The following is a 14836-nucleotide window of genomic DNA, read 5'->3' as shown; positions in this document are numbered from 1 at the left end:
CCCAGGAGCCACCCCAGGAGCCACCATGCCGAGCCACTCCCCCGCCCTGTCCCGGGCCCGCAGAGGTGTCGGGGTCTCGGGCCCCGGGGCCGGTCGCCCCCTGGCGCGCAACCGCGGCCTGCGCCGCGGCGGCCTCACCCTGTTCGCCCTCATCCTGCCGTCGATCGTCCTGCTGCTGCTCATCAACGCCTACCCGCTGGTCTACGCCGCGCGGCAGTCCCTGCACCAGGGCAGCCTCATCGCGGCCGGTGACTTCGTGGGCCTCGACAACTACACCAGGGTGCTCACCTCCACCGCCTTCTGGAAGGCGACCCGGTTCACGCTGCTCTTCACCGTCGTCGGCGTCTTCGGTTCCTGGCTGGTGGGTCTGGGACTGGCCCTCCTGCTCAAGAGCAGGGTCCCCGGCCGCGGCACCTTCAAGGTGCTCCTGCTGCTGCCGTGGGTCGTGCCGATCGTCGTGAGCTCGACGGCGTGGAACTACCTCCTCGCCACCCCCGACAGCCCGCTGCCCAGGCTGTTCACCGCCGTGGGCTGGGGGAACCCGCTGTTCCTGGCCGACCCGACCCTGGCCGTCGTCACCGTCTGCCTGTTCAAGGTGTGGGCCTCGTTCCCGTTCATGATGCTCATGACCTCGGCTGCGCTGACCTCGGTCGACGGCACCGTCTACGAGGCCGCGAGCATGGACGGGGCGAACCGGTGGCAGCAGTTCACCGGCATCACGTTGCCGCTCATCGCCCGGTCCACGTACATCTCGTGGATCCTCATGACGATCTTCTCCGTCAACGACTTCCCGACGATCTACCTGCTGACCGGCGGCGGGCCCGTGGACGCCACCACCTCCCTGGTCGTCCTGGCCTACCGCACCGTGTTCCAGAACTTCCAGACCGGTCCCGGGGTCGCGATCGCGTTCCTCATGACCGCGACGCTCGTCGTGGTCTCCGTCCTCCTCTACCGCCAGATCAGGAAGTCGGCCGTCGAATGAGCACCGCCACCGCACCCCTGCCGTCCCGCCGCGCCCGCGCCGTCGACACCGCTCCCGAGCGCGAGAAGCGCGGGCAGTGGTTCCGCTTCGCCCTGCTGCTCGCCGTGACCCTCGTGGTCCTCGTCCCCGTGCTGGTCACCTTGTGGTTGTCCCTGCGACCGGGGCTGGGCTCCACGGCCACGGGCATCACCCTGGGCAACTTCACCGCGATCTTCCGCGACACCCTCACGCCGACGTGGCTGGGCAACTCCCTCGTCACCGCCCTGTCCACCGTGGCCGTGGCCGTGGCCGTGGCCGCTCCCGCCGGGTACGTCCTGTCCCGCGGGCGCAACCGGCTCGTCTCCGGCTACTCCCTGCTGCTGTTCGTGGTCCAGTCCCTGCCGGTCATCACCGCGGTGGTCCCGCTGTTCATCCTCTTCGCCAAGCTCGGGTTGGTCGACGACCTCGCCGGCATCACGATCATCTACGTCGGCTCGTCCATGTCGGTCGCGACCTGGATGATGGCCGCCTACTTCGACTCCATCCCGGTCTCCCTGGAGGAAGCCGCCTGGATCGACGGCGCCAGCGTCTTCGGCTCGTTCCTGCGGATCGTGCTGCGCAACTCCCTGCCCGGGGTCCTGTCCACCGCCATCTTCACCTTCCTGCTGGCCTGGAACGACTACCTGGTCGCCATCGTCTTCCTGCGTTCCAACACGACCTTCACCCTGCCCATGGGCCTGCAGTCGTTCTTCCAGCAGAACTCCACCGACTGGGGCTCGGTCATGGCCGTCGCCGTCGTGATGATGCTGCCCCCCGTCATCGTCTTCGCCGCCCTCAACCGCTACTTCTCCGTCGGCGGCATCGGCGGCTCCCTCGCCGGCCGATGATCGACCCACGCACCCGAGGAGGTGCCCGCATGTCCCGCCCACCCCGCCACCGCCGGCTGGCGGTCAACCCGCTGCCCTGGGTCCTCGGCCCCGACGGCTTCGACCTCTCCGAGCAGACCCTCACCACCGCGATGTCCGAGCTCGGTCCGCTGGGGTTCACGGCTCTGCAGGCCGACGTCCCCCAGGGGTGGTCCGCGCAGCGCTACCGGGCGCTGCTCGAGGCCAACGGCTTCTCCCCCGCCCCGGGCTACTTCGGCGGCGACTTCGCCGATCGCGACGCCCTCGGCCGGGTGGTCGAGGCGGCTCGCCGCCACGCGGCGACCCAGGCCGAACTGGGCCTCGACGTCTGCTTCCTGGCCCACGACCTCGTGCCCGAGCGCATCGCGGCCCCCGCCACCGGGGTGAACCCCTCCACGGAGCGGACCCTGTCCATCGCCGACGGCATGGCCGCGGCGGCCGCCGCGGCCGCCGCCGAGGGTGTCCGGTTCGCCCTGCACCCGCACGTCGGTTCCTACGTCGAGACGGAAGGGGAGACCCGCACCGTGCTGGAGGCCACCGCGGGGTCGGCGCTGGCCTTCGGCCCCGACACCGGTCACCTGGCGTGGGCCGGGGCGGCACCCGAACGCCTCGTCGCCGACCACGCCGACCGCGTGGTGGCCCTGCACCTCAAGGACGTCGACCAGGCCGCGGCCGCCGCGGCACGTGCCGACCGCGCCGACTACCTGGCCGCCACCACCGGGCACCACGTGTGGACCGAACCCGGCCGCGGCTCGGTGGACCTGACCGCCGTGCTCGCGGCGCTGCCGCCGGGTTTCGAGGGCTGGACGGTCCTCGAGGTCGACGTGCCGAACCTGCCCACCGCCCGTCGGAGCACGCAGGTGGCCCGCGAGAACCTGCTCGCGCTGCCGTTCTTCGCGGTCGGTCCGCAGCCGGCGGCGGTGCCCGCGTGAGCGCCGACCAGCGACCGCGCCACGCCCGCCCCCGCGGGGACGACCCCTCGGGACGGGCCGTGCTCGGGGTGGGGGTGCTCGGCGCCGGCCCCGTCACCCAGGCCATCCACCTGCCGACCCTGGCCCGGCTCACCGACCGCTTCGCCGTCCGGCACGTCATGGACGTCGACGGCGCGGTGGCCGCGGCCACGGCCGCCCGGGTGGGGGCCGCGCACTCGGGGACGCTCGAGGAACTGCTGGCCGACGAGGACGTCGACGTCGTCGCCGTCTGCTCACCCCCGCAGTTCCACGCCGACCAGGTGATCGCCGCGTTGCGCGCCGGCAAGCGGGCGGTGCTGTGCGAGAAGCCGTTCGCGACCTCGCGCGCCGAGGCCGAGCAGATCGCCGCCGTCAGCGTCGAGACGGGTGTCCCCGTGCTCGTCGGCGCCATGCACACCTTCGACCCGGGCTGGACCGCCGCTCGCCGGGCCTGGGGGGACCTGCCCGCGCGGGCGCACACCGTCCGCTCCAGCATCGTCCTGCCGCCCAACCCCCGGTTCGAGGACTTCGCGACCGAGGTGCACGACCGGGCGCCGTTCCCCACCGGGCGCGCGCTCGACCCCGCCGCGCGGGCCGGGTTGCTGAGCGCCGGGGTCCTCGGCCTGGCGATCCACGACCTCCCCCTCGTCCGGGAGTTCCTGCCGCGGGGTGCGCGGGTGCGGGTGCACGACGCCGACCTCCTGTCGCCCTTCGGGTACGGCATCACCCTGTCGGCCGGTGACCGCCACGCCGTCCTGGTCGCCGCGATGCACGGGCACTGGGCCCCGCGCTGGGAACTCGACGTGATCGCCGACGACCAGGCGCTGCACGTGGAGTTCACCCCCAGCTACGTCCACGCGGGATCGGCGGTCGCGACCCTCACCGCTGCCGACGGGTCGTCGCGCACCTTCGGACCCTACGACCGCAACGGTTACGAGGTGGAGTGGCGGACCCTGCACGACCTCGCGCACGGTGACGCCGGCGCCGCCCCGTCGCTGACCACCCTCATCGACGACCTCGTCCTGGCCGTCGACATCGCCGAGGCGGCCGCGGCCGCCGTCCTGCCCCCGGAGGCCGCCGCGTGACGATCACCGACCCCCACCCCGGCACGACCGCCCCGACGAGCGGGCCGTTGCGCGTGGGGTGCGAACCCGCGGTGCGGGCCACGACCGCCGAGGTCGTGGCCAGCCTCCCGGTGTCCTTCGCCGCCGCCGCCGAGGAGGCCGGGACGACCGGCCCGCTCGACGTCCTGGCCGTGGACGGCGGCCCCGGCTGGACGGTGCGCGCACGCGACGCCCTGGAGCGGGCGCGGGCCGTGGTGGTCCTCGACCCCGCCCCCGTGCAGCCCGCCGCCGTGGACGCCCTGGCCGACGCCGTGGAGGCGGCCGGGACCGTGCTGCACCTGTCGGAGACCTTCGCCGGGAACCCCGCGCTGGCGCAGCTGCGCTCGAGCCGGCCCGACGCCCTGGAAGGGGCCGGGAGCCTCTTCCTGGACAGCACCTCCCCCGGCGCGAGCACCCCGGGACTCCTGCTGGCCCAGTTGCGCGTCCTGCGCGCCACGGTCGGCCCGGTGACCGCGCTGCGTTCCTGCTCCCCGCACCCCGGGGGGCTGACCCTCACGGCGACGGCCGGGGACCGCCTCGTCGTGGGCGTCGCCGCGCGCAGCACGGCGACACCGCCGCACCTGCGCGTGACCGCGGTCGCCGCCGACCGCACGGTCGACGTCGCCCTGCCCGCGGCGGCGACGGCGCGGCCCGCGTCGGTCGAGATCACCGGCGTCGACGGGCGGTCCGTGCTGCCGACGCTGTACGAGACCGCGCACCGGGCCACCTGGCGCGCCGTGCACCGCGACCTCACGTCGGGCACCGCGGGGAGCGACGCGGCGGCCGCCCCGGTGGCGACGCTGCGGGACTTCGCGCAGGACCTGCGCACGGTGGCGGGTGCGGGGCTGGCCCTGCCCGACGAGGAGGGCTTCGTCCCGCTGTTCGACGGGGTGAGCCTGGCCGGCTGGCACCCCGCCCCGCGCGTCTACGGAACGCTGCACCCCGGCGGCCCGCACCTGCACGACGTGCTGCGCGAGCGAGGGCTCTCCGTCCCCGTCGACCCCGAACTGCACCCGGCCGCGTGGTCGGTCCACACCGACGAGCGGGGTGAGACGTTCGTGGTCGGTGAGCAGGGGACGCCCGGCTACGGCGGTTACCTCGTCTCCGACGCGACGTTCGGCGACTTCGAGCTGGTGATCGAGGTGAAACCCGACTGGCCCGCCGACACCGGGATCATGCTGCGTCGCCGGCGAGACAGCTGGGAGGGTTTCCAGGTGCTCCTCGACCACCGGCCCTCCGGCGGCATCGGCGGGTTCTTCGGCAACGGCATCGGCAGCTTCCACGTCCTGCCCTTCGCCGTCGACGCCGAGCTCGACGCCGACGGCACCGTGGCGCGCCTGGTCCCCGACGACCTCGCGACGTCGGCCGAACCCGTCACCCAGGACAAGATCGACCGGCTCAGCTACGCCGCCGACGTCGAGGACTTCCTCGCCGTCTGGCGCGTCGGGGACTGGAACACGATGCGCATCCGCTGCGTCGGAGCCGAACCCGTGATCACCACCTGGGTCAACGACGTCCGGATCGCCGAGCTCGACACGGCCACCCTGCAGGCCCCCGACTACGACGCCGACGCCGTCCACGCCGTCCTCGGCGACCGCGGGCACCTGGCCCTGGAGGTGCACGACAACGACGAGATGTTCGGCGACGCCCGGTGGGGCGCCGGTGCGCGGTGCCGGTGGCGCAACGCCCGCCTGAAGGAACTGGGCTCCTCGCGGTGACGGGACGGTGGAGGCGCGGCGACGTCCTCGGGCGCGAGCGCCACCACCGGCCAGGCCGTCAGGTCCCGGTGGTGCGCTCCTGCAACCGGTACCGGCCCCCGAGCGCGAACCCCAGGACGAACGCGGCGGGCGCCAGCAGCGCCAGGACGGCGCTGACGGCGACGCCGCTGCCGGTGACAAGGGTGAAGTTCGACAGCACCAGCCACAGGCAGGCCAGCAACCCCAGCACGGCCGCGGCGGGTGCCACCCGGGTCGCCCCCGGTCCCCGCCGCCGCGCACCGGGGTTGCGCGCGAAGAACACCAGGACGGCGACGGAGGTCGTCGTCAGCAGCAGGACCATGCCGACCGTGGCGACCCCGGCCATCGACCCGAAGACCCCGACGAGGGGGTCGAGCCCGGCGAGGGCGAGGACGGCCAGCACGAGCGCCGCCGTCACGGTCTGCACCAGGGACGCGGTCGAGGGCGAGGCGTGCCGCGGGTGCGTCCGGCCCAGGCGCGCCGGTAGCACCCCCTTGCCGGCGAGGCTGAACTGGTAGCGGGCCAGCACGTTGTGGAACGAGAGCACGCAGGCGAACAGGCTGGACACGAGCAGCACCTGCACGACGTCGCGCAGGACGGGACCGAGGTACTCCGAGGTGGTGTCGAGCAGGAGGTTGCCCTCGCCGTCCAGCGTCCGCTGCGCCACGGCCACCGCGTCCGCCGCGCCCGCGCCGGTGACGAGCGCCCAGCACGAGAGGGCGTAGAACACGCCGATGACCACGACGGCGAGGTAGGTGGCGCGCGGGACGGTCCGGTCCGGGTCACGGGCCTCGTCGCGGAACACCGCGGTGGCCTCGAACCCGATGAACCCCGTGAGGGCGAACAGGACGGCGACGCCGATGTGCGGGGTGAAGACGTTCTCGGGTGCGAACGTCTCCACGACCACCCCGCTGCGGCCGCCCCGGGCGAACACGACGGCGTCGAGCACGACGACGACCGCGATCTCCAGGACGAGCGCCACCCCGAGGACCTTCGCGCTCAACTCGATGTGCCGGAACCCCAGGACGGCCACCACGGCGAGCATCGCGAAGGAGTAGACCCACCACGACGCCTCGGGGCCGCCGAAGAACACGACGAGGTCGTCGAGGGCCCAGCCCGCGTACCCGTAGACCCCGACCTGGATCGCCGTGTAGGCGACGAGCGCCGTGAAGGCGGTCCCCAGCCCGGCCCGGGAGCCGAGACCGGCGGTGACGTAGGAGAAGAACGCCCCCGCCTCCCGGACGTGCGGGGTCAGCGCCACGAACCCGACGGAGAACACGAGCAGGACGACGGCGGCGAGGAGGAACCCGACGGGGGCACCCACCCCGTTCCCGCCGGCCACGGCCAGCGGGACGTTCCCGCCGACGACGGTCAGCGGCGCCGCGGCGGCGATGACCATGAACACGATCGCCCCGGTGCCGAGGTGGCCGTGGAGGCGGCCGTCGACCCGGGGGTCCTGGTGCCCGGTGCGGGCGGGGTCGCAGGTCACGGGGTGTCCTCCCGGGGGTCGGCCTGCGAGCGCCGGAACTCCGGCCGCAGGTCGGTCAGGTACGGGTTCTGGAGCCGGGCGGCGCGGACGACGCCCAGGTCGACGTCGGCCACGAGCAGGGTCTCGTCGTCCGGGCCCCCCGCGGCGAGAACGTCGCCGGAGGGGGCGCAGATGCTGGACCGGCCGACGTAGCGCAGGTCGCCCTCGGCGCCCACGTGGTTCAGGTAGGCGACGTAGACCTGGTTCTCCCAGGCCCGGACACGGACGAGGTGCTCGGCGACGAAGGCGAACGGTTCCATCTGGGCGGTGGGCACCACGACGAGGTCGGCGCCGGCGACGGCGGCCGCCCGCACGGTCTCGGGGAACTCCACGTCGTAGCAGACGAGGAACGCCAGCCGGACGCCGTCGAGGTCGGCGGTGACGACCGCGTCGGCGCCGGGGACGAACATCGCGCGGTCCAGGTCGCCGAACAGGTGGGTCTTGTCGTAGCGGGCGAGGCGGCCACCCCGCTCGTCCAGCAGCAGCACCGAGTTCGTCACCCCCTCCCCCGACGCCGCGGGCAGGGGCAGCCCCACGGCGATCGCGACCCCGCGCCGCGCGGCGACCCGCGCCACCCGGTCCTCGAGGGGTTCCCGCGCCAGGCGCTCGACGAGGTCCCCGATGTCGTACCCGGTGAGGAACATCTCGGGGGTGACGAGCAGCCGGCAGCCCGCCGCCGCGGCGCGGCCGGCGGCCTCGTCGAGGGCGGCCAGGTTGGCGTCGACGTCGCCGGGTGTCCCGGCGTGCTGCAGTCCGGCGATCCTCACGGTGCTCCTCGGGGTGCGGTGGGCGTCCGGGTCACCTTGGATCACCCGGGCCCCGGGCCGCCAGTCTCGTCCCGTCACCGCGGGACCCACCGTGGCGGACGGGCCAGGTCCTGCGGGACGCCGGTCCTACGGGACGTCGCGGCAGCGCAGGAGGAACTCCAGCGCCTCCCGCGGTGCGCGGGGCACGTGGAGCGCCACGTCGTGCTCGACCCCGGAGCCCCGGGCTCCCCACCCGAACCGCGTCCACCCCGCGCGGGAGTGCTGCACGCCGAACCGGGTGCCGCCGATGGTGACCCCCGTGTACCCGCCGGCCGGTTCGAGCAGGGAGGTCGACCGCCCGCGGGGGTCCTCGTCCGGGCGGGTCCACGGGGACCAGGTCACGGAGCCGCTGACGAGCTCGTCCATCAGCCAGAGCTCGTCGCGCGTGGTGCGGGCGAGGTCGAGGCCGACCGGGAGCCAGGCGAGGGTGAGCGACAACTGCCACGGTTCACCGTTCGGCAGGGTCGAGCCGCGCTCGGGCAACGGGGCGTCCGGGACGTCCCAGTCGAACCGGTCGCGCAGGCAGACGAGCTCCACGTCCCGCCCCTCGGTCGGCAGGACGGGCAGCCGGTTCCCCAGCCAGCTCTCCACCTCCTCGCGGTTGTGCCGCAGCATCGTGCGGGTGAGCGCGTCGCGCCGCCGTTCCACCTCGTCGGCCGGTGGCCGGGGTCGCCAGGCCCGCCGGCCGTGCGTCACCCCGGGTCTGAGGGCCCCCAGGACCCGGACGAGGTGGTCGTCCAGGGGCAGCTCCGCGACGGGGTAGGGGTTCGCGTGGGCCGCCCGGGCGGTGTCCGCTTCCTCCTCCGCGGCCGGGTGCAGGCCGAGTTCGGTCTGCCGCCACCCGTCGCGGCTCGGGGACGGGGGGAGTTCCCGGTCGGCGTCGGTCCAGTCGTACAGGGGGCCGACCCACGTCATGGCCCCTCGACGGGAGAGCCGGCCGTCGGGCAGGCGCCCCCGGTGGTGCCGGACGTGGGCCTGGGTGCAGGCGCTGACCGCCGCGAGGACCGAGGCCGTCGTGGGCCTGTCCAGGTCCACCAGTTCGGCACGCAGGTCCAGGGGGATCCCCGCCGCCAGGCCGGCCGCGATGCGCAGGACGGGCAGGTCGTGCCGGGGCTGGTCCGGGTCGAGGACACCCACGCCGAACGGGTCGTCGTCGAGCTCGACGTCCAGGCTGCGGGCGGCCAGCGGGCCGCCGTGCCCGGACGCGGCGAGGGCGTCGGCCCAGGCGACGGTGGCGCGGGGGCGGGACTCGGGATCGTCGGGGTGGGGAGGGCGGAACTCGATGAACCCCTCGCGGTCGAGGGCGAGCAACCAGTTCCCGGTCCGGCGCAGGAGGCGGACGGCCGCCGGTGGCCCGCTCGTCTCGCTGAACGCCAGTTCCAGGGTCGTGCACAGCTCGTCGTGGTCGAGCCCACTGCGTCCGGGTGCCAGGAGCGTCTCCTCTCGCGGTGGTCTCCGTTCCGGGGACGGAGCTCCACCCCGAGGGTAGGCACGACGTGCCTGCCTGCGCGCCCCCGCCTACCGCGCGTCCGGCCGCGTCATCCGCAGCCGCTGCTCCTGGCTGATCGTGAAGTAGTCGGCCGGCCCGCCGCCGCGCAGGAGCGGGTCGGCGGCGAGGGTGTCGAAGACCCCGTCGACGAGGAGCGACTCGTCGAGGTGGACCTGGACGACCTCGCCCAGCACGAGCCAGGCGCCGACGCCCCGGTCGTCGACGTCGGTGAGCTCCTGGACGCGGGTCACGCGGCACTCGAAGGCGACGGGGCTCTCGGCCACGCGCGGGGGGCGGACGTGCGACGACGCCTCGGGGGTGAGCCCGGCGAGGGCGAACTCGTCGACCTCCGGCCCCACCGACGCCGACGTCTCGTTCATCGGCGCGGCCAGGGACCGGGTCGCCAGGTTCCAGACGAACTCCCCGGTCGCCTCGGCGTTGGTCACGCTGTCCTTGTGGCCCGTGCTGGAGAACCCGACGATCGGCGGCCGGTAGTTCAGCAGGTTGAAGAAGCTGTACGGCGCCAGGTTCCGCGTCCCGTCCGCGGCCACCGTGGACACCCAGCCGATGGGACGCGGGGCGACGATGGAGTTCAGCGGGTCGTGCGCGAGCCGGTGTCCGTCACGAGGGCTGTAGGAGTGCACGGGTCGCGACGCTACCGCCCGCCCGGCCACCCGCGACCCGGCGCGGGCCCCACCCCTCGGTCCAGCGGCGGGGCGGTCGTCCCGCGGACGATGAGGCGGGTGGGGAACGGGCCGGTCTCGCGCACGGGCCGCCCGGCGAGCAGGTCGAGCACGGCGGCGCCCGCCGCGATCCCGAGCGCTTCGGGGTCCTGCCCCACGGTCGTCAGGTCCGTGAGCTCGGCGAGGGGGTGGTCGTCGATGCTGACGACCGAGATCTGCCGCGGGACCTCGATGCCGGCACGGCGCAGGCTGCGCAGCGCTCCCAGCGCGACCTCGTCGGAGAAGGCGAACACCGCGCTCGGCAGGCGGCGGCCGGACAGCAACCGGTCCATCCCCTGGGCCCCGCCGCGCGAACCGCCGGACCAGGAGACGACGAGGTCCTCGTCGACGGGGACCCCGGCGGTCTCCAGCGCGGTCCGGTAACCGGTCTCCCGGTCCCGCTGCGCCTGCCAGGCCCGGTCCGAGGCGGCCACCGTGTTGAGCAGGGCGATGCGCCGGTGCCCCAGTTGGAGGAGGTGGTTCACGGCCTGCTGGGCGGCGAGCACGTCGTCGATCGCGACGCACGGCACCGAGTGCGAGTGGCTGCCGGCCGCGACGACGTGGACCCCCGCGTCGGTGAGCCTGCCCAGTTCGACCGGGGTCAAGGCGATGGCGACGACGACGACGGCATCGACCTTGCGCCGCAGCGGCATCGTCGCGAAGAACTCGATGCGGTCGTGCGGGTCGTCGACGCAGCGGACGAGCAGGTCGAGACCCGCGGGGCGCATCTGCCGCTCCAGGCCGAGGACGACGGAACTGCAGTACCAGGTCGGCAGGTCGTGCAGGACCACGGCCACCCGGCCAGTGGAGCGACCGGCGAGAGCCGCGGCCTGGGGGTTGACGACGTAGTCCAGTTCCGCGGCCACGGCGCGGATCCGGTCACGGGTCCCGGCACTGACCCCCTCCAGACCACGCAACGCCCGGGAAACCGTGCCCAGGGACACCCCGGCGCGCTCGGCGACGTCCGCCATCCGCACCTCCGGCACCGGCGGGGAGGGTTTGCGCACGGGAGGTCGCGACGTCGCGGGCATGACGGGATTCGACCACCGTTCGGCCCACCGGTCCAGCGTCCGAACCCCGGAACGGGTACCACAATCGTGTGCGTTACCAATCTGCAACGCAAGCGCTTGCAACCTCCTCACCAGGACTTTCGTCGCCACAAGCGGTTGCGTGAAAGTCGGTTGCGCGTTGACGCCCCTGTGCGGTGGGTGTTCAGTTCTCCCGCCGGACCAGGTTCGCTGCCGAACCCGGCCCGGGGGGTCGCCCGGGAGAACGTCCGACCCCGACTGCTCTCGATGAAGAGGAGAACACCGTGTTCGGCAAGTCCGGAAAGTCCCCTGCAGCCCGCAGGATCTCCTTCTCCCTCGCGCTGGCCGCGACCGGCGTCCTCGCGTTGGGCGCGTGCGGCGGTGGCGACTCCGGCGGCGGCAACTCCGACGCCGCGCAGAGCGGGAACTCCACCGGGCCCATCACGTACGTGCAGGGCAAGGACAACAGCGGCATCGTCCAGCCCGCGATCGACAAGTGGAACGCGGCGCACCCCGACCAGCAGGTCACGCTCAAGGAGCAGACCGACCAGGCCGACCAGCAGCACGACGACCTGGTCCAGAACTTCCAGGCCGAGAACGCCGACTACGACGTCGTCAGCGTCGACAACATCTGGACCTCGGAGTTCGCCGCCAAGGGCTGGCTCCAGCCGCTGACCGGTGACTACGAGCTCGACACGTCGAACCTGCTCGAACCGACGGTGCAGGCCGAGACGTACAACGACACGCTCTACGCCGCACCCACCACCTCCGACGGTGGCCTCCTCTACTACCGCAAGGACCTCGTCCCCACCCCGCCGAAGTCCTGGGACGAGATGATGTCCATGTGCCCCATCGCGCAGCAGAACGGCATCGACTGCTACGCGGGCCAGTTCGCCCAGTACGAGGGGCTCACCGTGAACACGGCCGAGGCCATCAACACGTTCGGCGGGTCCATCCTGTCCGAGGACGGCAAGACCGCCACCCTCGACACCCCCGAGGCGAAGGCCGGGCTGGAGGCGCTGGTCGAGGGGTTCCAGGACGGGAACATCCCCCGGCAGGCGATCACCTACCAGGAGGAGCAGGGCCGGCAGTCCTTCGAGGACGGCAAGCTGATGTTCCTGCGCAACTGGCCCTACGTCTACAGCCTCGCCAAGACCGACGGTTCGTCGACGGTCAAGGACACCTTCGGCGTGGCCCCGCTGCCCGGCAACGGTGACGGGAAGCCCGGCGCCTCGAGCCTGGGGGGTCACGCCGCCGGCATCAGCGTCTACTCCGACCACAAGGAGACCGCCTTCGAGTTCGTCAAGTTCCTGCAGTCCGAGGAGATCCAGCGCGACTGGCTGACCCAGGGTTCGGCCGCACCGGTCATCTCCTCGCTCTACGACGACGCCGCCCTCGTTGAGCAGTTCCCGTACCTGCCGGAGCTGAAGACCTCGATCGAGAACGCCGTCCCGCGCCCGGTGACGCCGTTCTACCCGGCCGTCACCAAGGCCATCCAGGACAACGCCTTCGCGGCCTTGTCGGGCAGCAAGGACACCGACACCGCGCTGTCCGACATGCAGAAGTCCGTGCAGAACGCCATCGCCGGCGGTCAGTGACCGGAAACCTGGAACCGGGGGCGGGACAGGTCCCGCCCCCGGCCACGCAGTCCTGAGGAGGACGCATGAGTTCCACGTCAGGTGTGGCCACCGGTGAGTACGCACAGGGGGAGCCACCGCTCGACCCGGGCAGGCGCAAGAGCCTGCACGACGGATCCGGGCGGCGCGCCGCGCTGCTGATCGGTCCGACGATCCTCCTGCTGGCGATCGTCATCCTCTACCCCATCGTGACGGCGGTCTCGCAGTCCTTCACCCAGGACGCCGGCCTCGACCCCTCCACCGGGATGTTCGTCGAGGGCGGTTTCGCCGGCATCGCCAACTACCGGTTGTGGCTGCTGCAGGACTGCGGCGGTGGGGCCTTCAGCTGCCCACCGGGCACGCTGGGGTCGCAGTTCTGGACCGCCACGGGCGTGACCTTCCTCTTCACCGTCGTCGCCGTGACGCTCGAGACGGTGCTGGGCCTGATCTTCGCCCTCGTCATGCACCGCAAGTTCAAGGGTCGCGCCATCCTGCGCGCCAGCGTGCTGGTGCCGTGGGCGATCCCCACCGCGGTGACCGCCAAGCTGTGGTACTTCATCTTCGCCTACGACGGCATCGCGAACAGGGTGCTGGGCACCGAGATCCTCTGGACCGGCGACGGCTGGGCCCCCAAGGCCGCCATCATCATCGCCGACACCTGGAAGACCGCCCCCTTCATGGCGCTGCTGATCCTCGCGGGTCTGCAGGTCATCGACGAGGGTGTCTACGAGGCGGCGAAGATGGACGGCGCGGGAGCCTGGAAGCGGTTCGTGTTCATCACGCTGCCGCTCGTCCGGCCCGCGCTCATGGTCGCCGTGCTCTTCCGCACCCTGGACACCCTGCGCATGTACGACCTGCCGAAGATCCTCACCGGTGGTGCCGGCGACACCTCGACGCTGTCGATGCTCGTCGTCGACCAGGTCAGATCCGGCTTCCACGCCGCGTCCGCCCTCTCGACGATCACCTTCCTCATCGTCTTCCTCGTCGCGTTCATCTTCATCAAGTTCCTGGGCGCGAACGTGACCGAGCAGCGTGCCCCCAAGGCCAGGAAGGCGGCCTGAGATGGCGACCGCGTCCAGCACCGCGACCCGCAGCGGCAAGAACTACACGAGTTCGGGTGTCGAGATCGTCCAGCGGCGCCGGCCGTTGGCCACCACCCTGACCTACGTCGGCGTCGTCCTCATCTGCCTGTGGGGGCTGCTGCCGTTCTACTGGATGATCGTCACGAGCTTCCGCGACGTCGGTTACACGTTCGACAGCACGCCCTGGCCGACGCACGTCACGCTCGACAACTACGCGACGGCGTTCTCCACCGAGCGGGGCAACCACTTCGGCCGGGCCCTGCTCAACAGCCTCGTCATCGGCGCGGCGACCACGGCCGTCGGCATCGTCGTCGGCGTGTTCGCCGCCTACGCCCTGGCCCGCCTGCAGTTCAAGGGGAAGTTCTACGTCCTCGGGATCATCCTCGGGGCGTCGATGTTCCCCGGTGTCGCCCTCGTCACGCCCCTGTTCCAGCTGTTCACGGACATCGGCTGGCTGAACACCTACCAGGCCCTCATCATCCCGAACATCTCGTTCGTCCTGCCGCTGACGGTCTACACGCTGACGGCGTTCTTCACCGAGATGCCCTGGGAGCTGGAGGAGTCGGCCCGCATGGACGGCTGCACCCCGGGTCAGGCGTTCGTCAAGGTCATCCTGCCCCTGGCCGCGCCCGGCATCTTCACCACCGCGATCCTCGCGTTCACGGCGGCGTGGAACGAGTTCCTCCTGGCGAGCCAGCTCGGTGGGGACAGGGTCCAACCGGTGACCGTCGCGATCGCCAGCTTCACCGGGGCGCAGCCGCACCAGGAGCCGTACACCGCCGTCATGGCCGCCGGCACCATCGTCACCGTCCCGCTGATCGTCATGGTGCTGGTCTTCCAGCGCCGCATCGTCTCCGGCCTCACCGCCGGTGGCGTGAAGAGCTGACCCACCCGCACCACCTCGACCCCG

At 72.7% G+C, this 14836-nt stretch carries 13 protein-coding genes; 8 read left to right on the top strand and 5 right to left on the bottom strand.

The features are described 5' to 3' along the window. The first annotated feature begins 25 nt into the window (after positions 1-25). From AB2L28_RS14300 to AB2L28_RS14280, 5 genes are read left to right on the top strand one after another with little or no spacing between them, the layout of a single operon-like run. Positions 26-982, top strand: a complete 957-nt coding sequence (locus AB2L28_RS14300; protein WP_370719650.1) for a carbohydrate ABC transporter permease — start codon at positions 26-28, stop codon at positions 980-982. Continuing rightward, entirely contained in the window at positions 979-1848 is an 870-nt protein-coding gene (locus AB2L28_RS14295; protein ID WP_370719649.1) for a carbohydrate ABC transporter permease, read from the top strand. The genes AB2L28_RS14300 and AB2L28_RS14295 overlap by 4 nt, the downstream gene beginning before the upstream one ends. A gap of 29 nt (positions 1849-1877) precedes the next feature. Beyond that, positions 1878-2798 (top strand): sugar phosphate isomerase/epimerase family protein, encoded by a 921-nt coding sequence (locus AB2L28_RS14290; protein ID WP_370719648.1) that lies wholly within the window; start codon positions 1878-1880, stop codon positions 2796-2798. After that, positions 2795-3901, top strand: a complete 1107-nt coding sequence (locus AB2L28_RS14285; RefSeq protein ID WP_370719647.1) for a Gfo/Idh/MocA family protein — start codon at positions 2795-2797, stop codon at positions 3899-3901. Before AB2L28_RS14290 ends, AB2L28_RS14285 begins: the two co-directional genes overlap by 4 nt. Then, a complete protein-coding gene (locus tag AB2L28_RS14280) occupies positions 3898-5637 on the top strand; it encodes a 3-keto-disaccharide hydrolase (RefSeq protein ID WP_370719646.1) in 1740 nt (579 codons plus the stop codon). Before AB2L28_RS14285 ends, AB2L28_RS14280 begins: the two co-directional genes overlap by 4 nt. A gap of 58 nt (positions 5638-5695) precedes the next feature. Here AB2L28_RS14280 and AB2L28_RS14275 read toward each other — a convergent pair whose 3' ends face one another. From AB2L28_RS14275 to AB2L28_RS14255, 5 genes are all read right to left on the bottom strand, one after another. Further along, entirely contained in the window at positions 5696-7144 is a 1449-nt protein-coding gene (locus tag AB2L28_RS14275) for an APC family permease (protein ID WP_370719645.1), read from the bottom strand. Further along, positions 7141-7950 (bottom strand): carbon-nitrogen hydrolase family protein, encoded by an 810-nt coding sequence (locus tag AB2L28_RS14270; protein ID WP_370719644.1) that lies wholly within the window; start codon positions 7948-7950, stop codon positions 7141-7143. The genes AB2L28_RS14275 and AB2L28_RS14270 overlap by 4 nt, the downstream gene beginning before the upstream one ends. Before the next feature lie 126 nt (positions 7951-8076). Then, positions 8077-9300: a hypothetical protein gene (locus AB2L28_RS14265; RefSeq protein ID WP_370719643.1), complete on the bottom strand. Its 1224-nt coding sequence runs from the start codon at positions 9298-9300 to the stop codon at positions 8077-8079. 207 nt (positions 9301-9507) lie between these two features. After that, positions 9508-10122 carry a flavin reductase family protein gene (locus tag AB2L28_RS14260; protein ID WP_370719642.1) on the bottom strand — a complete coding sequence of 205 codons (615 nt, stop codon included), beginning with the start codon at positions 10120-10122 and terminating at the stop codon, positions 9508-9510. 11 nt (positions 10123-10133) lie between these two features. Next, positions 10134-11231 (bottom strand): LacI family DNA-binding transcriptional regulator, encoded by a 1098-nt coding sequence (locus AB2L28_RS14255; protein WP_370719641.1) that lies wholly within the window; start codon positions 11229-11231, stop codon positions 10134-10136. A gap of 281 nt (positions 11232-11512) precedes the next feature. Here AB2L28_RS14255 and AB2L28_RS14250 point away from each other — a divergent pair, with 281 nt between their 5' ends. From AB2L28_RS14250 to AB2L28_RS14240, 3 genes are all read left to right on the top strand, one after another. Next, positions 11513-12826, top strand: a complete 1314-nt coding sequence (locus AB2L28_RS14250; RefSeq protein ID WP_370719640.1) for an ABC transporter substrate-binding protein — start codon at positions 11513-11515, stop codon at positions 12824-12826. Between the two features lie 65 nt (positions 12827-12891). Then, positions 12892-13905: a carbohydrate ABC transporter permease gene (locus tag AB2L28_RS14245; RefSeq protein WP_370719639.1), complete on the top strand. Its 1014-nt coding sequence runs from the start codon at positions 12892-12894 to the stop codon at positions 13903-13905. Position 13906: 1 nt separating this feature from the next. Next, on the top strand, positions 13907-14812 hold the full coding sequence (locus AB2L28_RS14240) for a carbohydrate ABC transporter permease (protein WP_370719638.1): 906 nt from the start codon (positions 13907-13909) through the stop codon (positions 14810-14812). Positions 14813-14836: the final 24 nt, after the last annotated feature.

This window comes from Kineococcus mangrovi, from assembly GCF_041320705.1.
GTDB lineage: Bacteria > Actinomycetota > Actinomycetes > Actinomycetales > Kineococcaceae > Kineococcus > Kineococcus mangrovi.
This window is presented reverse-complemented; position numbering and strand designations above follow the sequence as displayed.